General features: G+C 73.0%; 19 protein-coding genes. 7 read left to right on the forward strand and 12 right to left on the reverse strand.

The window, feature by feature from the left end; all coding sequences use genetic code 11:
* Positions 1-2: 2 nt before the first annotated feature.
* Genes FHX52_RS19795 through FHX52_RS19835 form a run of 9 tightly spaced genes read right to left on the reverse strand, consistent with a single transcriptional unit; the run spans position 3 to position 10664 of the window.
* On the reverse strand, positions 3-2192 hold the full coding sequence (locus tag FHX52_RS19795; RefSeq protein ID WP_141824095.1) for a phage tail protein: 2190 nt from the start codon (positions 2190-2192) through the stop codon (positions 3-5).
* Positions 2189-4717 carry a baseplate J/gp47 family protein gene (locus FHX52_RS19800; RefSeq protein WP_141824096.1) on the reverse strand — a complete coding sequence of 843 codons (2529 nt, stop codon included), beginning with the start codon at positions 4715-4717 and terminating at the stop codon, positions 2189-2191. Before FHX52_RS19800 ends, FHX52_RS19795 begins: the two co-directional genes overlap by 4 nt.
* Positions 4714-7254, reverse strand: coding sequence for a baseplate J/gp47 family protein (locus FHX52_RS19805; protein ID WP_141824097.1), 2541 nt, complete (start codon positions 7252-7254; stop codon positions 4714-4716). The genes FHX52_RS19800 and FHX52_RS19805 overlap by 4 nt, the downstream gene beginning before the upstream one ends.
* Complete coding sequence (locus FHX52_RS19810) at positions 7251-7682, reverse strand: GPW/gp25 family protein (RefSeq protein ID WP_141824098.1); 432 nt, start codon at positions 7680-7682, stop codon at positions 7251-7253. The genes FHX52_RS19805 and FHX52_RS19810 overlap by 4 nt, the downstream gene beginning before the upstream one ends.
* Positions 7679-7996 carry a hypothetical protein gene (locus tag FHX52_RS19815; protein WP_141824099.1) on the reverse strand — a complete coding sequence of 106 codons (318 nt, stop codon included), beginning with the start codon at positions 7994-7996 and terminating at the stop codon, positions 7679-7681. Before FHX52_RS19815 ends, FHX52_RS19810 begins: the two co-directional genes overlap by 4 nt.
* Complete coding sequence (locus FHX52_RS19820) at positions 7996-8526, reverse strand: phage baseplate assembly protein V (RefSeq protein WP_141824100.1); 531 nt, start codon at positions 8524-8526, stop codon at positions 7996-7998. Before FHX52_RS19820 ends, FHX52_RS19815 begins: the two co-directional genes overlap by 1 nt.
* 1 nt (position 8527) lies before the next feature.
* Positions 8528-9670 (reverse strand): hypothetical protein, encoded by a 1143-nt coding sequence (locus FHX52_RS19825; RefSeq protein WP_141824101.1) that lies wholly within the window; start codon positions 9668-9670, stop codon positions 8528-8530.
* Positions 9670-9972 carry a LysM peptidoglycan-binding domain-containing protein gene (locus FHX52_RS19830; RefSeq protein ID WP_221630668.1) on the reverse strand — a complete coding sequence of 101 codons (303 nt, stop codon included), beginning with the start codon at positions 9970-9972 and terminating at the stop codon, positions 9670-9672. Before FHX52_RS19830 ends, FHX52_RS19825 begins: the two co-directional genes overlap by 1 nt.
* A gap of 2 nt (positions 9973-9974) precedes the next feature.
* On the reverse strand, positions 9975-10664 hold the full coding sequence (locus FHX52_RS19835; protein WP_141824103.1) for a hypothetical protein: 690 nt from the start codon (positions 10662-10664) through the stop codon (positions 9975-9977).
* 305 nt (positions 10665-10969) lie between these two features.
* Here FHX52_RS19835 and FHX52_RS19840 point away from each other — a divergent pair, with 305 nt between their 5' ends.
* From FHX52_RS19840 to FHX52_RS19860, 5 genes are all read left to right on the forward strand, one after another.
* Positions 10970-11692: an AfsR/SARP family transcriptional regulator gene (locus FHX52_RS19840; RefSeq protein ID WP_185747401.1), complete on the forward strand. Its 723-nt coding sequence runs from the start codon at positions 10970-10972 to the stop codon at positions 11690-11692.
* Between the two features lie 92 nt (positions 11693-11784).
* Positions 11785-12435, forward strand: coding sequence for a helix-turn-helix domain-containing protein (locus FHX52_RS19845; RefSeq protein ID WP_141824105.1), 651 nt, complete (start codon positions 11785-11787; stop codon positions 12433-12435).
* Complete coding sequence (locus FHX52_RS19850; protein WP_141824106.1) at positions 12428-13180, forward strand: B3/B4 domain-containing protein; 753 nt, start codon at positions 12428-12430, stop codon at positions 13178-13180. The genes FHX52_RS19845 and FHX52_RS19850 overlap by 8 nt, the downstream gene beginning before the upstream one ends.
* Positions 13177-13515, forward strand: coding sequence for an antibiotic biosynthesis monooxygenase (locus tag FHX52_RS19855; RefSeq protein WP_141824107.1), 339 nt, complete (start codon positions 13177-13179; stop codon positions 13513-13515). Before FHX52_RS19850 ends, FHX52_RS19855 begins: the two co-directional genes overlap by 4 nt.
* On the forward strand, positions 13512-14081 hold the full coding sequence (locus FHX52_RS19860; protein ID WP_141824108.1) for a 2'-5' RNA ligase family protein: 570 nt from the start codon (positions 13512-13514) through the stop codon (positions 14079-14081). Before FHX52_RS19855 ends, FHX52_RS19860 begins: the two co-directional genes overlap by 4 nt.
* Before the next feature lie 151 nt (positions 14082-14232).
* On the opposite strand, the gene FHX52_RS19865 is transcribed toward FHX52_RS19860, so the two are convergent.
* Positions 14233-14814: a DoxX family protein gene (locus tag FHX52_RS19865; RefSeq protein ID WP_141824109.1), complete on the reverse strand. Its 582-nt coding sequence runs from the start codon at positions 14812-14814 to the stop codon at positions 14233-14235.
* 185 nt (positions 14815-14999) lie between these two features.
* On the opposite strand from FHX52_RS19865, the gene FHX52_RS19870 reads away from it, so the two are divergent.
* Together FHX52_RS19870 and FHX52_RS19875 are read left to right on the forward strand one after the other, a co-directional pair.
* Entirely contained in the window at positions 15000-15752 is a 753-nt protein-coding gene (locus tag FHX52_RS19870) for a cobalt-precorrin-6A reductase (RefSeq protein WP_141824110.1), read from the forward strand.
* A complete protein-coding gene (locus FHX52_RS19875; protein ID WP_221630669.1) occupies positions 15749-17521 on the forward strand; it encodes a SulP family inorganic anion transporter in 1773 nt (590 codons plus the stop codon). The genes FHX52_RS19870 and FHX52_RS19875 overlap by 4 nt, the downstream gene beginning before the upstream one ends.
* Before the next feature lie 41 nt (positions 17522-17562).
* Here FHX52_RS19875 and FHX52_RS19880 read toward each other — a convergent pair whose 3' ends face one another.
* Positions 17563-19254 carry a glycoside hydrolase family 13 protein gene (locus tag FHX52_RS19880; RefSeq protein ID WP_141824111.1) on the reverse strand — a complete coding sequence of 564 codons (1692 nt, stop codon included), beginning with the start codon at positions 19252-19254 and terminating at the stop codon, positions 17563-17565.
* Between the two features lie 132 nt (positions 19255-19386).
* Positions 19387-20211, reverse strand: coding sequence for a carbohydrate ABC transporter permease (locus FHX52_RS19885; protein WP_141824112.1), 825 nt, complete (start codon positions 20209-20211; stop codon positions 19387-19389).
* Between the last annotated feature and the right edge of the window lie 3 nt (positions 20212-20214).

The raw sequence follows: 20214 nt of genomic DNA on the forward strand, positions 1-20214 counted from the left end.
GGTCAGCTCCCGAACATTCCGATCTGCATGCCCGCGGGGACGTAGGGCGCGACGAGCCGTCGCGCGGCGTCCATCCGTTGCGGACGGCGGAGGTGGTGGTGGACGCCCATCTCGGACCCGAACTCGCCGCCGTGCCGGATCGACACGGGGGCGCTCGGGGCGAGGCTGGGATAGAACGGCGAGCCCGGCTGCGTGGAGAGGTAGCTGGGTGCGATCGCGGTCGTGGCATCGGCGGCCGGCACGCACCGGAAGCGTCGCGGCACGCGTGAGCCGGGTGCGATGTAGCTGAAGCGGGCGCACCCGACCTGGCGGTCGACCACGGTGACGATGCCGTCGCAGATGCTCGAGGTGACCTCGAGCCAGCGGCAGCCCACGTCACCGAAGAGCGTCGAGCCGACGACATCGAGGTGGGCGCCGGGGGCAGCGACGGCAGCCGTCACCGACGTCAGGGCCGGGTCGACGACGCTGTCGACGACGAGCACCTCGGGCACCGTGTCGACGAGGTCGAGCGAGCCGACGACGCTGCGGCGCAGGGCGACTGCCAGCTCTCGGTTGGCGCCGGGTGCCCCGGAGCGCACCCGCACCCGTCCGGCCACCGTGCACTGGCTGAGGGTGAGCGACCCGAGGTCGCCGGGCTCGACGACGACGTCGCCCTCGACGACGAAGCCGTCGAGCAGCAGGCTCGCACCCCCGGCGCCGGTCACGTGGAGGTCGCCGAGCACGTGGGGCCGCAGCCCCTCGGGGGAGTAGACCCCCGGCACCGGCGCCTCGATGTCGCCGTTCAGCAGTTGTCGGCCGCGCCAGTGGGCGGCGACGAGCACGAGGCGGCTCTCGGCCGGGAGCGTGACGGTGAGGTCTGCGGCATACGTCTCGCTGTCGGCGACCGACACGACCTGCGTGATGCCGACGAGCCGGCGCGCGGGGTCGGCCCAGCCGGCGTCGACCTCGGCGATCGCGTCGGTGATGCTCACCTCGACGCCGGGGGCGGCGGGTCCGGTGCGGACGAGCACCTGCGCACCGACGCGGTCCCGGACGGGCACGGGCTCCTCGTCGGTGCGGTCGAGGTCACCGGTGAAGGGGTCGGCGGCAAGGGCCGTGTCGTGGCCGAGCGTGCGGTCGTAGGTGCCGGCGCCGACGTCGGCGACGGCGCCGTAGGCGTGGTCGAGATGGAGCGAGGCCGGGTCGGTGGGCACGCCGTCGAGGTGCGGGTGGAGCAGTCCTCGCACGGCATCGACCATGACCTGCCAGCCCGTCAGCGGCGAACCGCCGCTCGTCGCGAGGTCCTCGAGACCGCACACGCGGATCCGCTCGGGCGCCAGCGGGCCGTCGCCCTCGACGCTGACCGCGATCGGCAGGTCCTCGCCCGGCAGCCCCGCCCGCGCCGCGACGAGCGCGGCGAGCAGCCGCCGGGGCCGCAGCGGCACCGGCAGGTCCGACTCGGTCGCGAGGTGCTCGATCGCCTCCTCGGTCGTCGGCACGGCGAAGAGCGGCGCCTCTGCGCCGAGCGGGTGCACGCTCCACGCGTCGGTGAGCCGGCGAGCCGGCACGCCGGTCGCGTCGTGCACCTGCGTCGGGAAGACGAAGACGCCGATGCCGCGGATGCCGAAGCGGCCGCGCCCGCCGATGGTGCTGGGGTCGATGGGCCGCACCTCACCGGTGTGGGCGAAGCGGGTGAGCGAGCCCCCGGCGAGGCGGGGCGACTCGAGCTCGGCGCTCGCCGCGTCGCGCACCGACCCGACCGCGGGGCGCTCGAGGTGCACGTGGTTGACGTGGGTCGTGGCGGCGAGGAGGCGATACTCCTCGACTGCCCGGGTCGGCCAGCCGGTGACGTCGCGCACGACCTGCTCGACGACCGCGACCGTGCCCTTGCGCTTGCGGTAGGCGACGGTGTTGGCGACGACGGCGCGGCGGCTGACGCCCGCGCCCGTCTCGGCGCCGAGGTCGCCCGGCAGGCCGATGAGACCGACGAGGTCGGCGATGTAGGGGACGACCCACTCCGGGCAGGTCTCGATGAACCACGAGTCGTAGAGCCGCTGCACGTCGTCCTCGACGACGGCCAGCTCGCCGGCGACCGCCTCGAGCAGCGCCCGCAGCAGCCCGCCGTTCTCCGCGTCGCGCTCGACGACGTGGGGCGGCAGCAGACCCTCGAGGTATGCCGTCCGGTCGGCTCGGCGGGCAGCTGACGTCGTCATCGCGCCACCACCTGCACGTCGAGCAGGGGCGCTGTCAGCCGCAGCGCCTGGGCGGGCAGGAGCCGGGGCGCGGCCGCGGGTGAGCCGGCGGGCGGACCCCAGCGGCCGGGTTCGGCGACGAGCAGGTCGTCGACCGGGCCACCGGTCAGCTCCGGCATCGTGACCGACACGACGCCGGGCACGGCGGCCGCGACGACGAGCACGGCCGATGCGGCGAGCGGAGTCGCGAGCTCCATCGACCCGAAGGCCGCGAGCAGCGCGGTCTCGACGGCGGCCCGCACGAGCGGCACCTCGAAGTGGGGGTCGACGTCGATGCGCAGGCCGGCGCCGACGTCGACGACCTCGGCCGGCAGCACCACCCTCGGCGCCCGGGTCTCCCGCGCACCGTCGAGCGTGTCGCGCAGGGCGGTGACGAGGGAGTCGGCGGGAGCCTCGCCCGTCGAGGCCAGCACGGAGACGACGACGGTGTCGATGCGGCCGTCCCAGACGAGGTCGGCGCGGGCCCGGCCGATGCCGGAGTAGCCCCGGGCGAAGTCCTCGTAGTCGGTGACCGACACAGCGCGGTCGAGGGTGCGCACCCGTTGCGGCGCCGTGAGCCGCGCCTCCTCGAGCGTCTCGGACGGCGCCCAGTCGTGGGCCGGGCCGAGGTTGGTGACCGAGGCGATGCCGCGCGGTTTGCGCACGGGCAGGCGCACCTGGTCGGGCTCGGCCGCGCCGTCCTCGCCGATGCCGACGCGGTAGGTCGCGCGCACGTTCTCGGCGCCGGTCGGCAGGCGCGAGCCGTGCACCCCGTCGCCGAAGGTGACTGTCGTCGTGCCCGACTCGGCCTGGCGCACGATGTAGACGCGGTCGCGCGGACCCGCCTCGAAGAGGGAGTCGACGCGGGTCCACTCGACATCCTCGACGCGCACCTCGAGCGCCGGCACGGCGCCGCTGGCCGCGGTCGTCGAGCGCACGAAGGTCAGCGGCGGGCGGCGCAGGTCGAAGGAGGCGAACGCGCGGCGCCCGTCTCCGCTGCCGAGCACCTGCTCCACCGTCTCACCGTGCGTTGCGACGGCCACGTTGGCCCGCACCCGCACGGTGCCGGAGTGGTAGGCGTTCATGAGCGGTGGGTCGACGGTGATCGTCATGACGCCGTCGACGCTCGAGGCTGCAGCGGTGAGTCGCGTTGCCTCGACAGCGGATTCGTCGGTGTCGGTCGTGCCGGTCACGACGATCTCGCGGCCCTTGGGCAGGACCGGATCGGTGGGCACGAGGTCGAGGACGTGGCCGCCACCGGGGGCGGTGCTGCCGACGAGGTCGGGCCGAGGCATCCACGAGGCCGGCAGCTCGCGCGACACGGCGTGCACGAGCGCGTGGTTGCGGTCGAAGTCGTCGAGGTGCTCCGAGATGTCGAGCGTGACCCGCGTCAGCTTGCCCGACAGGGCGTACTTCGTCGCGCCGTCGGGCGTGACCGACTCGACCTGGTAGGCCTCGGTGTGCCCCGGCTGCTCGAGCACCACCCAGGACCCCGGCACGATGGCCGGCACGTCGCCGTCGATCTCGAGCCGGCGGTCGCCGGCCTTGAGAGCGAAGTCTGCCCAAGAGGTGACCTTGGTGCTGTCGAGGAGCGCCGGGTCGGGGGCGTTCCAGCCGAAGAGGTTGAGACGCTGGCCCAGCCGATGGACACGGACGTCCTTCTCCGCGACGAGGTTGCGTGACCGGCGGTAGCCGAGCGGCCGGTCGAGGGTGAGCCGGGTCCACCCCGGGGTGTGCGGCGGGTCGACGTCGACCGCGGTGACGCGCCGGAAGTCCCACTTCTCGTGCGCATCGCTGTGGGCGTCGCCCTCGGCGACACCGGCCCGCTCGCTGCCGACGACGAGCACGCGGTCGTCGACCTTGACGCCCGAGGTCGTCGTGTCGAGCCAGACGGTGTCGATGCCGAAGCCGAAGGGCTGCGGGGTGCGGTCGTATGCCGCCACCGAGTTCCACGACCCCCGGGCCTCGAGCTCGGCCGTCGTCTCGAAGGTCTGGGGCAGCTTGCCCGGGGCGGGGACCGTCTGGACCGGCGTGTCCTCGGGCACGACGACGACCTCCGGCGAGCCCGGGGCCGTCTCGACGTCGAAGGCGAGCTCGGCCTGGGCGGACACTCCCGGCCGCAGCTCGTAGCCGAGGCTCCGGGCCTGCTGGCGCACCGAGTCGCGCTCGGTCGCGGTGCGCAGGAAGCCCTCCTGGGCGATCCGCTCGGTGTAGAAGGAGACGACGTCGGTGACGACGGCCCACGTGTCGAGCAGGGCGATGGCGGGGTCGTCGGTGCCCTGGTGCGAGAGACTGCGGATGTCGAGCGGCTGGCTGTCGCCGGCGAGCCACGACCGCATCCGGGAGAGTGCGGCACCGTGGGGCGCGGTGCGCCAGTGCAGCTCCGACTGGCCCGGGAGGTTGGCTGCGGCGAGCTCGTCGACGCAGCCCGAGCAGCCCGAGCAGCCCGAACCGCCGGAGCACGCCGTGCCCGAGGTGCCCGACGTGCAGGAGCAGTCGGCCGTCATGACCCACCTCCGAGGGAGATCTCGATGTGCCCCGCCTCGGGGTTGTTGACGTCGCTGTCGCAGCGCAGCAGCTCGCGCGGCGCCATGGGCAGCTCGCCGGCCTCTAGGGAGGCCGCCGCGTCGAAGGCCGAGGCGCCGGCGCGGGCGAAGCGGGTGAGCTCGACCCAGGCCAGGCCGTCGACCGTCATCGCCGCGGCGACGACGTCGGACAGGCGCAGCGGCTGGCCGAAGGTGAAGCGGTCGGGGTGGAAGAAGCCGCGGCGGCCGTCACGCCGCAGCCCCGACGTGAAGGTCTCGCGGAGCAGCTGCTCGACGTCGGCCCGCAGGTGCCCGGGCAGGACGCACCCGCCGAGCCCGATCTCGAGGGCGACGTAGACCGGGCGCTCGAGCTCGACGTCGATGCCTGCCATCCGGCGCACCTCGAGGGCGGCGATGACGCCGGGCAGCAGTGCCGGGTCGTCGGCGTGGGCGGCGACGGGGTCGACTGTCACCTCCTGGGCGTACCAGGACCCCGACCACCGCCGCCTCGCGACGGCGCGCTGCACGCCGGGGTCCTGCTCGGCCACGACGGCGTAGTCGGCGGAGGTCACGGCGCGCAGCTGCTCGCGGAAGGCCGCCGGAGCGAGCTGGCGCACCTGCTCGAGCCGCTCGGGGTCGGTGCCCCCGGTTCCGGGCAGCGGGTTCCACACCGTGACGACGGCGCCCGCGCCGACCGGGTCCCGGCCGTCGGCCAGGGCGAGCAGGCGCACGAGGCGATCGGGTGCGACGTTGCCCGCCACGCCACCGCCGACGCGGTAGGTCGCGAGGGCGGTGGTGCCGGTCACGGGCGCGCGACCGCTCACCCCGTCGCCGAAGCGCAGCCGGCTGACGCCGCCCGGCTCGGGCTCGACGACGACGTGCGTCGCGAGACGTCCGCTGCCGAGCAGGTCGGGTTGCGGGGTCCACGTGCGCTGCCCGTCGTAGAGGTCGAGCCACGGCTCGGCGGAGCGCGCGTCGGGGCTGGCGATGCCGGCCGCCGAGGCGGAGGTGGGGAGCGAGCGGTCGACCCGGCTGAGACCCGGCCGCTGGAGCCGTGGCCGGTAGTCGGCCGGCTCGAGCACCGTCGGCGGCACGAGCGCCTCGTCGACCACGCCGGCTCCGTGGTCGGCCACGACGACGTTGGCGAGCACCGCGGCCAGAGCCTCGTCGGTGCCGGGCGTCGTGACGACGAGCGGTGCCGTCAGCGCGTCGGCGGCTGCCCAGCGCAGCTCCCAGACCGTGAGCGTGGGTGCGAGCGGGTCGGTGTGCGGGCGGGCGTCGGCGACGAGCCGCACGGCGAAGCGGCGTGACGGGTCTCCCTCGCGCGGCACGCCCCCGATCGGCCGGTCGGCGAGGACGACGAGGTCGCCGGCGAGCAGGCCGGGGTCTGTGCCGGACGGGGTGCTGACGAAGGCTGCCGTGGCCCCGACCTTGAGGCAGTGCGACGGGTCGCCCCAGGCGTGCACGGGCAGGGCGTTGCGCTCCGGTCGCAGGGCGAGGTCTGCGGCGGTCTCGAAGACGGTGCCCCCGAGCTCGACGGCCTCGATCGGCGAGCCCACCGGGGCGCCCGGCTGGACGGGGAGGTCGGTGACCGGGGTGCCCCGCGGGAGGGTGAGGTCGGAGTCGGTCGTGAAGGCGAGCAGGGTTCGCGCCGAGCAGCCCTCGTGCACGGTGTAGTCGAGCAGCCGGGCGTGCCGGCGCACCGACGTGCGGCGCCGTGCCGTGCCGAGGTAGGCCTCGACGGCGACGGCGTCCTGCCAGTAGGCCAGCCGGTCGCCGAGCGCGGCGAAGAGCTCGACGAGCATGACCGCCGGGTCGGCGGGGTTGCGGTCGGTCCAGTCGGGCAGGAGGGTCGCGAGCCGGTCGAGCAACCGGCTGCGCAGGGCCTCGTAGTCTCGGGCGAGGTAGTCGCCCGGCAGGAGGTCCGCGACGACGGGGACGGACTCGCTGGCCGGGGCACAGTCGAGGTCGGACGGGCAGTCGACGGTGAAGGTGAAGGGCGTCGTCGACAGGGGCAGGTCGATGCCGGCGGGGGCGCCGACCCCGCCCGGGCCGACGAGGCGCAGGGTGTAGGTCGACCAGTCACCGCTGGAGCTCGTGCGCACGACGAGCGCGCGCCGGCGCTGGTCGTCGTCCGGGAGCGCCTGCTGCACGAGCTGGCGGTCGGCGGGGGTCACGCCGCTCAGCGGGTCGGTGGCGGGGGTGCCCGCCACCCCGACGACGGCGACGGCCGGGAAGGCCCAGTCGACGCGTACCGGGTTGAGGTCGGGGTCCTCACGGACGCCACCCACCACGCGCACGACGTCGGCGGTCCAGCCCGAGGGCACCGGGCCGTTCAGCAGGTGCACGAGCAGGGTGCGCTGTGCCGGTGCTCCGGGCACTTTTCCGGGAGTGCCGTCGTGGTTCGAGAGCACCTCGAGGACGTCGATGCCGTCCAGGCCGGCGAGGTCGCGCACGAGCGCACGACGGGCCTCGAGGTCGATGTCGGCGCTGAAGGGCAGCGGCTCCGGGGGCGTCATGGCGCACCTCCGAGCCCGCCGGGTCCGCCGGTGCCGGAGACGGTGACCCGGCGACGCTGGTCGGGGCTCGTCGCCCGCAGCGGCAGGTAGTCGACGACGACCTCGAGGCGCGAGTCGACGGCCGTGACCTGCACGCCCTCGACCCGGATGAGCTCGCCGAGCCACTGTTGCAGGGCGCCGTGCACGAGGGCCTGGGTCGACTCGGCGAGCGAGTCACCGCTCGGCGCGAAGACGAGGCGCGCGACGCCGCTGCCGAAGTCGGGCCGGTTGACCCGCTCACCGGGGCTCGTGAAGAGCACCTGCTCGATGAGCCCCGCGAGATAGGCGTCGTCGTCGGCGAGCGAGGTGCGGCCGCGCAGGTCGAGGCGCAGCGGGAAGCCGACGTGGTGCGGGGCGTCGGCCCGACGGGGGGAGACGTCGCTGCTCATGACGCACGCACCCGCACCTGGGTCTGCATCGCGATGAGGGGAACCCCGGTGGGCACGCACGTGCCCGGCGCGGCCTGGATCGCGAGCGGCTGCTTGCCGGCCGTGACCCGCACGGTGCCGGAGGTGAATGTGCCTGTCACGCAAGGCCCTCCGACGTTGGTCGGGAAGGGGCAACCGGCAATCGTCCAGGGGCCGCTGAGGAGCACGACCGCCTGCCCGCCGACGGTGACCCGGGGGAAGGCCGCGGTCGGGGTCGCGGTGCCCTGGTGCGCACAGCTGACCCGCGACCCCTGGCTGAGGAGGAAGCCCGGCATCACATCACCTCCAGAGCGCCGTCGTTGATCGACACGGAGACGGGCGAGAGGGTGATCTTCGAGGCGCCGACCGAGACCTCGACGCCCGAGCTCGTCGCCGAGATCGAGATGCTCATCGCGACGGCCGGCGACGAGACGGAGACCTTGATCCCGCCGGCGCCCGGCAGGTCGCTCAGCTCGATGCTCATCGAGTCGGTCTTCAGCACCTTCATCTCGGCGAGCGCCGGGGTCGCCGGCACCTCGCCGGTGCCCCAGAAGCACCCGCCGAGGATCGGGTTGTTCGGGTTGCCGGCCTCGAACTCGACCCACACGTTCGCCCCGACGGGAGGCACGAGGAACAGCCCGACGCCGTTGCCGGCATACGGCGAGCTCGGCAGTGCCCAGCTCAGCTGGCCGCTACCGAGTACGGCAGGGCACGAGACCTGCACCCGGCCTTGCTGCATGGGGTCGATGTTGTTCTCCACGGTGCCGCGGTACTTGCCGTAGAAGCGCGGTGCGGAGGCGCTCAGCTCGTCGATGTCGACCGGCATGTCAGACCCTCACGATCGGGACGGTGGCGCCGTAGCCCTCACGGGCGAGCGTGAAGTCGGCGGTGTAACTGCCGGGGCGCACGTGGTGGACGACCTGCTGGACGTACCAGAGCCCGTCGTTCGACCAGCCGGCACCGCGCAGCCCGACGAGGCCCCGGGGGCGCAGCACGGAGCCGTAGGCGCCGCCGTCGAGGCTGCCCTGGGCGGTGACGCAGTTGACGCTGCGGTCGGTCATCGACTGCGCGCGGGCGAGGGCGGTGGTCGCGGGCAGGCCGGTGTCGCGGAACTGCCGGGTGCGCAGGTCGGTCTGGTGGACCGCCCACACGGGCAGGGCGGCGAGCGGCGGGCGGAGGGAGCCGACGGTGCGCACCGGCACGACGGTGCCGAGTCGCGCGTCCTGCACCTGCCCCTCGACGACCTCGGGCCCGAGCACGTCCTCGCGGAAGGTCGGCGAGCCGGTGACGTTGGTGTCGGGGCCGAGGTCGACCGAGAGCGCCTTCTGCGGCAGGCCCACGCGCACCGGCGGGCCCCAGTAGAGGGTCGAGAGGCCAGGCACCGGCCCGGGGCTGATGTAGCAGACATACCCGTGGTATGCCGCGAGCGACTGCAGGTGCCCATAGTCCGTCGCCTGCTGGGTGGGTGTGCGCTCGATGGGCAACGGCGGGTCGAAGACGGGTGGGGGGATCGCCTGGGCGACGATGCCCTGGGCGAGGTAGGGCAGGGCGATGGCCTGCACCTGGAGGTAGTCGTCGAGGCCCACGTGCTCGGTGGAGACCTCGTGCCGGTCGAGGAGCAACGACACGTCGTGGCCGGTGACCCGCAGCTCGGCGTGCTGTGACGCGCTGCCGGGCGTCAGCTCGGTCTCGGTGACGATGCCGTCGAGGAGCACCTGCGGCACGGCACCCATGGTGAGCAGCACGACGACGCGCGCGCCCCCGCGCAGGGGTGACGTCGTGAGCAGCGGCGTGTCGAAGACGGCTGTCGGCCCCGACCGTCCGGCGTCGAGGGTGATGGTGAAGGCGGAGCGAGCGCCGTCGGACTCGGTCACCGTCACCGACCGCACCCGGGCGGTGACGTCCGGTGGCAGGGGGAGGGGCACCGTCGGCCCGGCGAGGACGGTGAGGTGCACTCCCAGCAGCGACATCAGCCGGTCACCCCCGGCACGGGGACGACGATCTCGGTGCCGACCGCCTCGTCGTCGACGAGGGCGTCGGGGTCGAGGGCCGCGTTCGCGTCGCAGACCCGCCAGAACCCGAGCGGGTCGCCGGTGTAGCGGAAGCTGATGAGGTCGAGCCGGTCGCCGGGCACGACGAGGTGCTGGGCCAGCGTCGTGTGGTCGGCGGGGTCGGGCGGGAAGCGGCGGCGGTAGTGGCGCACGAGGCGTCGGGTGCCGTCGTCGGCGACCGCCTCGTAGGTCGTCGTCTCGACATCGGAGTAGCGCGACACCGTCAGCCCCCGATCGAGACCGAGCCGGAGGCGCCCGCCGAGCCGCCGAGCGCACCGGCCGCGGCGCCCGCGACCGAGGCCACGGCGGCGACGGACGCCATCGTCTCCTTGAGCACCTGGTGGACGAGGAAGAGCGCGAAGCCGGGGTCGGTGGGCGAGAGGTCGTTGTAGGAGAGCACCTCGAGGGTGACGTCGACGCTCGCGCGGATCGGCATGAGGGCGGTGGTGAAGGCCTGTTCGCGGATCGTCAGGCTCTCGACCCGCACGGGCACGACGCGCCCCGGTCCCCAGGCCAGGACGGTCAGCGGCGCCTCGGGTGGCAGGACCTCGATGGTCCCGGCGAGCAGCAGGGCGGCGTTCGTCACGATGGCCACGCTGTTGGGGTAGAGCAGCATCTCGAGCGTCGCGAGGCGCCCGGCGACGCCGGTCGCGGCCGCGAGGGGGTCACCGCTCTCGAGGCCGTCCGTCGCATCGAGCTCGACGGTCATCGAGATGCTCTCGGTGGGGGCGCCCCAGATGCGGTGCGCGTCGGACGCCGAGCTGCCGCCCGACGGCGCGGCCCGGGGTCGCAGGCTGCGTGTCACCTCGTCGGGGTTGTACTGGAAGATCACGGTGCGCGCGAGCGGGCTCAGCGGGTCGACCGCGACGATCGCGCCCGGCACCGTGCGCGGGCTCCCGGGGAAGCTGCTCATGTCGGCGATGGTTCTCGGGTCACGTCACGTCGGTGTCACGCACCTGTCACGCCGGGCGACCGGGACGAGTTCTGCCGGACCGGCAGTGGGCGAGGCGCCGACGGCGTACCGTCGAAGACTGTCAGGTATCACCGTCCGCGGCTGGGCGCTCTTGACCTGCAACAGGGTCGGTGCCCGGCGTGGGCGGCTCGTCGTCTTCGGCAGGGACGCCGATCGCGATGAGACGACCCGTGCGATGCGCAGGAGGTGACGTCGTGACAGAGCACTCGGGGGTGCGACTGCCAGGACGAAGGGCAACACCCGTCGTGTCCATCAGGATGCTCGGCGCCTTCGCCGTCGACGTCGACGGCCGGTCCGTCGCGCTGCCGGCGGGAGCCCAGCGACTCGTGGCCCTGCTGGCGCTGCGTGGCCGGACGGGTCGTAGCCGCCTCGCCGGGCTGCTTTGGTCGGGCACGACCGAGCACCGGGCTCTCGCGAGCCTGCGCACCGGCATCTGGCGCGTCAACCAGGCGGCGCCGGGGCTCGTCGTCTCGGCGCACGGCATCGTCGAGCTCGGCCTCGCCGCGGACGTCGACGTCACGGACCTCATCGACCGGGCGCACGCCGTGCTCCAAGGCGCCACCGACACGATCTCCGTCGACGGAGGAGCCGGTCCGGGCGAGCTGCTCCCCGACTGGGACGACCCCTGGCTCGACGCCGAGCGGGAGCGGCTCCACCAGCTGCGCCTCCACGTCCTCGAGGCCGCGGCCGGCCAGCTCGCCGAGCAGGGGCGCTACGGGCTCGCGCTCGAGTCAGCCCTCGCGGCGCTGCGCGCCGACGACCTGCGCGAGAGCGCCCACCGGGCCGTCATCTCGATCCACCTCGCCGAGGGCAACGTCGCCGAGGCCCGCCGGGCCTTCGACCTCTGCCGCCGCACCTTCGTGGAGGAGCTCGGCATCGAGCCCTCGTCGGCGGTCACCGCCATGCTGGGCCGAGCATCGGCCGGCCACCCGCGGGGCTCGCTCCACTCGGTCACCCGCGATGCGTGACCGCTGACGTATGCCGCGGCATACGTCAGCGGTCGTGGTTGCGACAGCGGACCACACCCTTTGATGCACTGGCAGTGCACTATGGTGCATGGATGGATGCTGATGCCGAGAGCCTCGCCCGCGCCATTGGCGAGCGGGTCAGGAGCGAACGAGCCTCGCGCGGTTGGACGCTCGACACGCTCGCTGTCACGTCCGGGCTGAGCCGGCGCGCACTGGTCAACGTCGAGCAGGGCGCCGCGAACCCCAGCGTCAGCACCCTGCTGCGGCTCAGCGATGCGCTCGGCATCGGCCTGCCCGCCCTCGTGGCGCCGCCGGCGCCCAAGCCGGTGACGGTGACGCGTGCCGGTGACGGCGCGAGGCTGTGGACCGGCGAGCACGGCGGTCGTGGCGTCCTCGTCGCAGGGACCGAGCCGCCGGACGTGCTCGAGCTCTGGGACTGGACCCTGGCACCGGGCGACCGCCACGGCAGCGAGGCCCATTCCGAGGGCACGAAGGAGCTGCTCCAGGTGCATGCTGGCAGTGTGACCCTCGTCGTCGGGGACGAGACCGTCTCGCTGGAGACCGGTGACGCCCTGTCCTTCTCCGGCGACATCGACCACTCGTACGCCAACACCGGCACTGACGAGGCGTGGTTCTCCCTCACGGTCTTCGAGCCGGGCGTGGGCTCCACAGCGCCGACCGCGCCGACCGCGCTGACCGCGTCGGCATCGCGGACACTGCGGACGGAGCGCGACCATGACTGACCACGAGGCACTGATGACCGACCGCCTGGCCCGGGCCGAGGTCGACGCCGGGGTGTTCGCGTTGCGGCCGGACTACCGCGTCCTCATCCTCAGCGCCGACGGCATCGTCCCGGGCCCGAGCGACGACGGCAACGAGGCCCTGTTGCGCGCCGCCGAAGCCGCGGCCGCAGCAGCGCTGGGTGCCGGCACCTCCGTCGAGGAGCTGCCCCACGTGGCTGCGTGGCGCGAGGCCTACCGCGCCTTCGGTGCCAAGCCCCAGCGCACCCGCAACAGCCTTGAGGCGCTGCTGCGGCGTGCTGACGGCGGGCTGCCGAGGGTCAACCGGCTCACCGACATCTACAACGCGATCTCGGTGCTGCACCAGCTCCCGATCGGCGGGGAGGACCTCGGCCGGTATGCCGGTGCACCCGCCCTCAGGCGGGCGACCGGGCACGAGGCGTTCGACACGGTCGCAGCCGGTCGCGAGGTCATCGAGCACCCTGAGCCGGGTGAGGTCGTGTGGTGCGACGACGCCGGTGTCACCTGCCGCCGCTGGAACTGGCGTCAGGGCCGACGCACGCAGCTCACGACCGAGACGGAGCACGCGCTGTTCATCCTCGACGCGCTCGCCCCGATGGCCGACGCGGCCCTCGAGGCCGCCGCCAATGACCTGACCGTGCACCTGCGGCGCCTCGGCCCCGACGTGCGGATCGCCCGGCGTCTCATTGCCGGACCGGCGCTGGCGACGGAGCGGGAGCAGCCGTGATCTGCTGCCAGTTCATCTTCCAGCCCGGCACCTACGACGACGACTTCCACCGCCTCGACGCAGAGATCGAGCAGTACGCCCGCGACCTCCCCGGGTTCGAGCGCCTGGAGACGTGGGTCGCGCCCGGGGGTGGTGTCGTCAACGCGACGTACTACTTCGCCGACCGGAAGTCGGTGGCCCTGCTCGCCCGGTTCCCGCAGCACCGTGAGGCCAAGGGTCAGGTGCGCCGCTGGTACGACGGCTACCGGATCGTCGTCAGCGAGGTCACGGCGACGTACGGCGACGGTCGGCTGCCCGTGGGCGAGCACCCCGAGGAGAGCGGGCGCGGCTCATGACCTTCACACCGATCGACGAGACCATGCCGACCGCGCCGGCCACCGAGTCAGCCCTGCTGCTCGTCGTCCCCGTGGCCGAGCCTGCCGTGGCCCGGCACCGGATCGAGTGGGACGCCGCAGCCCGCGTCGGCGTCCCGGCGCACGTGACGGTCGCCTACCCCTTCAAGCCGGTCGAGCTGCTCGATGACACCGACGTGTCGGTCCTCGTCGAGCTGTGCGGCGCCGCTCCCGTCCTCGAGGTCACCTTCTCGCGCACCGGGTGGTTCGGTGACGAGGTCCTCTTCCTCGAGCCCGACGACGCGGCACCGGTCGTCTCGCTGACCCGGCGCATCGAGCGCGCCTTCCCGGACTACCCCGTCTACGGCGGGGTCTATGACGACGTCCGCCCACATCTCACGATCGGGCACCAGGTCGGGGTCTCCGTCCTGCGTTCTGCCGAGCGCGAGATCCTCCCACACCTGCCCCTGACCCAGACCATCACCCGGGTCGAGCTGTGGCAGGGACCCCCGTTGGCCGCTGCGACCCCGGGCTGGCACCTCGTGCGTTCCTTCGTCCTGGGTGGCTAGCCAGGAGCCGCCGCCGCGTGCAGCAGGAAGGCGGCCCTTCGGGGGAAGGACCGCCTTGCTGTTGCCCGGATGCGCCGTCGCCGTGGGCGAAACGCATCGGGACGGTGGTGCCCGAGGGGGTGATTCCTGAGTCCCTCGGGCACCGGCCCGCTCACCTCAGGAAGCCGTTACCGACATGGCGGCCCCACCACTTGCCGAGACCCCAGGTGTCTCCGGCGAGGGTCGTGGCCACGACGGCGATGCCGAGGGCCTCGATCCAGTGGCTGTCGACGAGCGGGTTGGTCATGCCAGACTGTCCGAGCGGGAACTCGGCCAGGTACATCAGGGCCAGCAGCAGCGCGCCGGTCCAGGCGGCGATCTTCAGGCCGGCGCCGGCGAGCAGGGCCACGCCGATGCCGAGCAGGCCGGCCATGAACAGCCAGTCGGCCCACGGGCCGGCGATGTTCTTGAAGAAGGAGCCGAAGGGGCCTTCGGCGTTCTTCATGAACCCTTGGGCGGGGGTGCCGCCGTGGATCCAGGCCTTGGCGGCCGGGGTGGCGTAGCCGAGGCCGAACATCTTGTCGATGAAGGCCCAGAAGAAGGTGAAGCCCAGCACGATGCGCAGGCCGGCGAGGAACTTGCGGGCGATGCTCGAGCGGACGACCTCCTCCTGGAAGGTGACGACGCCCTTGGTGGGGTCGTGGAGGTCAGCGCTGGAGGCGGTGGTGCCTGGGCGGCTGTCGTGGGTGGTCATGGTGATCAACTCCAGAACTCGGGTGGTTCCGGCAGCTACTCTGTCGGTACTACACAGCGTAGTAGTGGCTGGTGGACAGGTGCGACCCATCCGGATGTGATCTGCCAGTCATTCCCCCGACCACGCGGCATACTCGTGCGCACGGCAGTCGCGGGAGGACTGTCGGGCGCGAACGGGAGGCAGTCATGCGGGTGCTCGTCCTCGGAGGCACGGCGGAGGCCCGGGCCGTCGCCGCCCGCCTCGTCGACCGGGGCGACGATGTCGTCTCCAGCCTCGCCGGGCGGGTCTCGTCGCCGGCCCTGCCGGTGGGTGGCGTGCGCGTCGGCGGCTTCGGTGGCGTCGCCGGCCTGCGCGACTTCGTTGTCGCAGAAGGATTTTCGGTGGTGATCGACGCGACGCACCCGTTCGCGGCACGGATCACCGCCCATGCGGCCGAGGCCGTGGCACCTCTGCCGCAACCGCTCGTGCGCCTTCGGCGCCCGGGCTGGGAGGGCCACCCGCATGCGGCGTCGTTCACCTGGGCCGAGGACGTCGCCGAGGCACGTGATCTCGCCGGCGCGCTCGGTTCACGGCCCTTCCTCACGACGGGTCGCCAGCAGCTCGACGCCTTCGCCTCATGGACCGACCGCTACGTGCTGGTGCGCGTCGTCGACCCGCCCGAATGGCCTCTCCCCCCGACGTGGGATCTGCTCCGCGCGCGGGGCCCCTTCACCCTCGATGCCGAGCTCGCCCTCATGCGCGGCCGCGCCGTCGACGTGCTCGTCTCGAAGGACTCCGGCGGGCCGCTCACGCAGGCCAAGCTCGAGGCCGCGCACGTCCTCGGCGTGCCGGTCGTCGTCGTGCGCCGCCCTGCCGAGCCGGCCGGCGCCACGGTCGTCCAGTCCGTCGACGACGCGGTGGTCGCCATCGACGCCCTGACGGGGCAGGGGCGGACGTGACCGCGGCCGGGCCCACGCGGTGGGAGCGGGCGCTTCCCGGCGTCGCGGTGCTGCGGCGCTACGACCGGGCGTGGCTGAGAGGCGACGTGCTCGCGGGAGTGACCGTGGCGGCATACCTCGTGCCGCAGGTGCTCGCCTATGCCGAGGTGGCCGGGCTGCCCGCGATCGCGGGGCTGTGGGCCGTGGGCCCTGGGCTGCTCGTCTATGCCCTGCTCGGCTCGTCGCGCCAGCTGTCCGTGGGGCCCGAGTCGACGACCGCGCTCATGACGGCGGCCGGCGTGGGCGCCCTCGTCACCGCCGCGGGCGGGCTGGTCGCCCGTGAGGAGGCCGCCGCGATGCTCGCCATCGCCGTCGGGGTCGTGTGCATCGTCGGCTGGGCCTCGCGCCTCGGCTTCCTGTCGGAGCTGCTGTCCAAGCCCGTGCTCGTCGGCTACATGGCCGGCATCGCCGCGCTCATGATCGTCAGCCAGATCGGCAAGGTCACCGGCATCCAGGTCGAAGGCGAGTCCTTCCTCCAGGAGCTGAGGTATGCCGTCACGCACCTCGGCGACGTCCACGTGCCGACGCTCGTGCTCTCGCTCGCCGTGCTGGCGGTGCTGCTCGCCCTCCAGCGGTGGCGGCCGACCTGGCCCGCACCGCTCATCGGCATGCTCGGCGCGACGATCGTCGTGCAGCTCACGGGGCTCGCGGACTCCAGTGGCATCAAGCTCGTCGGCCCTGTGCCACAAGGACTTCCACCGATCTCGGTGCCGTCGTTCACCGACGTCGACCTCTGGCAGCTGGCCCCGGCCGCCCTGGGCGTCGCCATCGTCGGCTACTCCGACAACGTGCTGACGGCCCGCGCCTTCGCGGGGCGCCACCGCGAGCAGATCGACAGCAACCAGGAGTTCCTCGGCCTGGGGGTCGCCAACATCGGAGCCGGGCTCGTGCAGGGCTTCCCTATCAGCTCGAGCGGCAGCCGCACCGTCATCGCCGACACGATGGGCGCCCGCACGCAGCTGCACTCCCTCGTGTCGCTCGTCCTCGTCATCGCGACGCTGCTCTGGCTCGGCCCGGTCATCGCTGCCTTCCCGCTCGCGGCGCTCGGCGCGGTCGTCGTCTACGCGGCGCTGCGTCTCGTCGACATCGCGGAGATGCGCCGCTTCGCGGCCTTTCGCAGGAGCGAGCTCGTGCTCGCGCTCTCGACGACGGCGGCCGTGCTGCTCTTCGGCGTGCTGCCCGGTATCGGCGCCGCGATCGCGCTCTCGGTGCTCGACCTGCTGCGCCGCATCGTCCACCCGCACGACGGGGTGCTCGGCTACGTACCCGGCATCGCGGGCATGCACGACATCGACGACCACCCGCGGTCGGTGCAGGTGCCCGGCCTCGTCGTCTACCGCTACGACTCGCCGCTCTTCTTCGCGAACTCCGACGACTTCCTCACCCGGGCCCGGCGCGCGGTGGAGGATGCTCAGGCGGACGGCCCGGTCGAGTGGTTCGTGCTCAACGCCGAGGCCATCAGCGAGGTCGACCTCACCTCGATCGACGCGCTCGAGGAGCTGCGTCGCGGCCTGTCCGACGAGGGCGTCGTCTTCGCCATGGCCCGGGTCAAGCAGGACCTTCGGACCTCGCTCGAGGCCGGCGGCGTCGTGGACGCCGTTGGCGTCGACCTCATCTTCCCGACGCTGCCCACGGCCGTCGTCGCGTATGCCGCGTGGTACCAGCGCGAGCACGGTGCCCCGCCGCCGGGGCTCACCATCCCCCCGGTTCCCCCGACGCCCGCCGGCTGACGGGAGCGAGACGGGGTCGGGGCCTCGGGCCGGGACCGTCCTCAGACCGGGCGGACCCAGGCTGCCGTGTCCGGGGCGAGGAGCGAGCCCGGACGGGAGTCGCTGCGCAGCAGCACCTCGCCGTGGAGCGGGACGGGGTTCGCCGAGAAGTTCACGATGCACTCCCAGCCATCGCCGCGGGCGAAGCGGAGCACCTGGGGGTCACCGCTGTCGACCCAGGCGAACGAGATGTCGGCGTCGCCGGGGCCGGTGGCGCCGGCAGCGCGAAGCTCCCGGCGCAGCGCGATGGCCTGCCGGTAGAGCTCGAGCGAGCTCTCGGGCCGGCCGTCCTGCACCGAGACGGCGCAGCTGCCGAACCACTCCGGCTGGGGCAGCCACGCGCCGTCGTCACCGAAGCCGAAGGAGCCTCCCTCCGGGGTCCACGGGATGGGCACCCGGCACCCGTCCCTGCCCTTGAGGCGGTGCCCCGTGCGCTCGTAGACGGGGTCCCGGAGCTGGTCGGTGGGCAGGTCGGCGACCTCGAGCAGACCGAGCTCCTCGCCCTGGTAGAGGTAGGCCGAGCCGGGCAGCGCCAGCATCATCACCGTCGCGGCGCGGGCCCGGCGGCAGGCCGTCTCCTCGTCGATGACCAGCGCGGTGCCGTTGCTGCTCAGCCAGGCATCGAGGTCGGTGCCGACGGGCAACGCGTACCGCGTCGCGTGACGAGGCACGTCATGGCTCGACAGCACCCAGGTGAGCCCACCGTCGACGCCGGCATGATCGGTGATCGACCGGGTGATGACGTCGCGGAACTGCCCGGGGTGCCACTCGGCCTTGAGGAGCGAGAAGTCGAAGACCTGGCCGAGCTCGTCGGACCGTGCGTAGAGGTAGGTGCGGCTCGACGTCGGGTGCCAGGTCTCCGCGACCGCCATGCGCGGCGGGTCGTACTCGTCGAAGACCGTGCGCCACGACCGGTAGATCTCGTGCACCTCCTCGCGGTCGTAGAGGGGGTCGGAGCCGTCGAGGGGGAGCCTGCTGTCGAGGTGCGGTTGGCTGCGCAACGGGTGGGAGAGGTCCTTGGCCAGCGAGTGGGCGACGTCGACGCGGAAGCCGTCGACCCCGCGGTCGGCCCAGAAGCGCAGGGTCTCGATGAAGTGGTCGCGGATCTGCTGGTTGTCCCAGTTGAGGTCGGGCTGCTCACGGGCGAAGAGGTGGCAGTACCACTGGCCGTCGGGCGTGCGCTGCCACGCGGACCCGCCGAAGTGCGAGCGCCAGTCCGACGGCGGCTCGCTGCCGTCCGGGCCGGTGCCGTCACGGAAGATGTAGCGCTCGCGCTCCGGCGAGCCGGGAGGCGAGGCGAGCGCGGCGAGGAACCAGGGGTGCTGCTCGGAGGTGTGGTTCGGTACCACGTCGATGATGACCCGCAGGCCGAGACGGTGTGCGTCCGCGAGCAGGGCGTCGAAGTCCTCGAGGGTGCCGAGGCGCGGGTCGACGTCGCGGTGGTCCGTGATGTCGTAGCCGCCGTCCGCGAGCGGCGAGGGGTAGAACGGGCTCAGCCACACGGCGTCGATGCCGAGCGCCGCGAGATACGGCAGGCGGCTGCGGATGCCGCCCAGGTCGCCGATGCCGTCGGCGTTGCTGTCGGCGAAGCTGCGCGGGTAGATCTGGTAGATGACGGCCGTGCGCCACCAGTCGCCGGAGGAGGTGCTCGAGCTGCTTGAGATGGCGCGGTCGTCGGGCAGAAGGGTTGTCATGGCGGGGTCCGCTTCTCGGCCCGGTGGGCCGGCTCGTCCTTGAGGTGTGCGTGGGGTGGGGCCGGGTCCGGGGCGGCCGTCGACCGGCTGTGGCGTGTGTCTCCTGTCGACGGCCGCGGGCCCGAAGCCGGCTCAGCCCTTGACGGCGCCGGCGAGCATCGCCTGGATGAAGTACTTCTGGAAGACCAGGAAGACGAGGATGGTCGGCGCCATGATGAGCAGCGCTCCGGCGTTGAGGAGCACGACGTCGGTGGAGTGGGCGCCGATGAAGCCCTGGAGCGCCCCGGCCATGGTCCGCTTGCTCGGGTCGTCGATGAGCACGATGGCGAGCAGGAACTGGTTCCACGTGCTGAGGAACATCAGGACGCCGAGCGAGGCCAGCGCGGGCACGGCCAACGGAAGCTGGATGTGCCGGAACGCCTTCCATGGCCCCGCACCGTCGACCCACGACGACTCGGAGATCTCCATCGGCACCGACTGGAAGTGGGTCCTCATCCAGAAGACCGCGAAGGGCATGTTGAGCCCGATGAGCGGCAGGATGAGCCCGAGCTGGGTGTTGAGCAGGCCCAGCTGCTGCATCTGGTAGTAGAGCGGCACCACGACGATCTCGTAGGGCAGCGTCAGGCCGAGGAGCAGCAGCAGGAAGAAGACGTTGCCGAGCGGGATGCGCAGCTGGGCGATCGCGTAGGCCGCCATGGACGAGATGAGCATGGCGATCGGCACGACACCGATGACGAGGATCGTGCTCGACTTCACCAGCGTCGTGATGTTGGCGATGTTCCACGCGTCGACGAAGTTGTGCCACTGCGGGTTCGTCGGGAACGAGATGCCGGCCGGTGACGAGCCTTGCGGCTGCAGGGCAGCCGAGAACATGGATAGGAGCGGGAAGATCGAGAAGAGGGCCGCGGCGGTGAGCAGGATGGTCTTGGGCGCGGTGTCGCGAAGGCTTCTGAGCATCGG

It is taken from the genome of Humibacillus xanthopallidus (assembly GCF_006717145.1).
Taxonomy (GTDB): domain Bacteria; phylum Actinomycetota; class Actinomycetes; order Actinomycetales; family Dermatophilaceae; genus Humibacillus; species Humibacillus xanthopallidus.

Excerpts from the sequence above, each read along its gene's own strand:
- FHX52_RS19860 (WP_141824108.1), top strand. The coding sequence starts at position 13,512 with ATGACCTTCACACCGATCGACGAGACCATGCCGACCGCGCCGGCCACC.
- FHX52_RS19810 (WP_141824098.1), bottom strand. The coding sequence starts at position 7,682 with ATGAGCAGCGACGTCTCCCCCCGTCGGGCCGACGCCCCGCACCACGTC.
- FHX52_RS19815 (WP_141824099.1), bottom strand. The coding sequence starts at position 7,996 with ATGCCGGGCTTCCTCCTCAGCCAGGGGTCGCGGGTCAGCTGTGCGCAC.
- FHX52_RS19800 (WP_141824096.1), bottom strand. The coding sequence starts at position 4,717 with ATGACGGCCGACTGCTCCTGCACGTCGGGCACCTCGGGCACGGCGTGC.
- FHX52_RS19835 (WP_141824103.1), bottom strand. The coding sequence starts at position 10,664 with ATGAGCAGCTTCCCCGGGAGCCCGCGCACGGTGCCGGGCGCGATCGTC.
- FHX52_RS19850 (WP_141824106.1), top strand. The coding sequence starts at position 12,428 with ATGACTGACCACGAGGCACTGATGACCGACCGCCTGGCCCGGGCCGAG.
- FHX52_RS19880 (WP_141824111.1), bottom strand. The coding sequence starts at position 19,254 with ATGACAACCCTTCTGCCCGACGACCGCGCCATCTCAAGCAGCTCGAGC.
- FHX52_RS19870 (WP_141824110.1), top strand. The coding sequence starts at position 15,000 with ATGCGGGTGCTCGTCCTCGGAGGCACGGCGGAGGCCCGGGCCGTCGCC.
- FHX52_RS19805 (WP_141824097.1), bottom strand. The coding sequence starts at position 7,254 with ATGACGCCCCCGGAGCCGCTGCCCTTCAGCGCCGACATCGACCTCGAG.
- FHX52_RS19795 (WP_141824095.1), bottom strand. The coding sequence starts at position 2,192 with ATGACGACGTCAGCTGCCCGCCGAGCCGACCGGACGGCATACCTCGAG.
- FHX52_RS19865 (WP_141824109.1), bottom strand. The coding sequence starts at position 14,814 with ATGACCACCCACGACAGCCGCCCAGGCACCACCGCCTCCAGCGCTGAC.
- FHX52_RS19885 (WP_141824112.1), bottom strand. The coding sequence starts at position 20,211 with ATGCTCAGAAGCCTTCGCGACACCGCGCCCAAGACCATCCTGCTCACC.
- FHX52_RS19845 (WP_141824105.1), top strand. The coding sequence starts at position 11,785 with ATGGATGCTGATGCCGAGAGCCTCGCCCGCGCCATTGGCGAGCGGGTC.
- FHX52_RS19820 (WP_141824100.1), bottom strand. The coding sequence starts at position 8,526 with ATGCCGGTCGACATCGACGAGCTGAGCGCCTCCGCACCGCGCTTCTAC.
- FHX52_RS19825 (WP_141824101.1), bottom strand. The coding sequence starts at position 9,670 with ATGTCGCTGCTGGGAGTGCACCTCACCGTCCTCGCCGGGCCGACGGTG.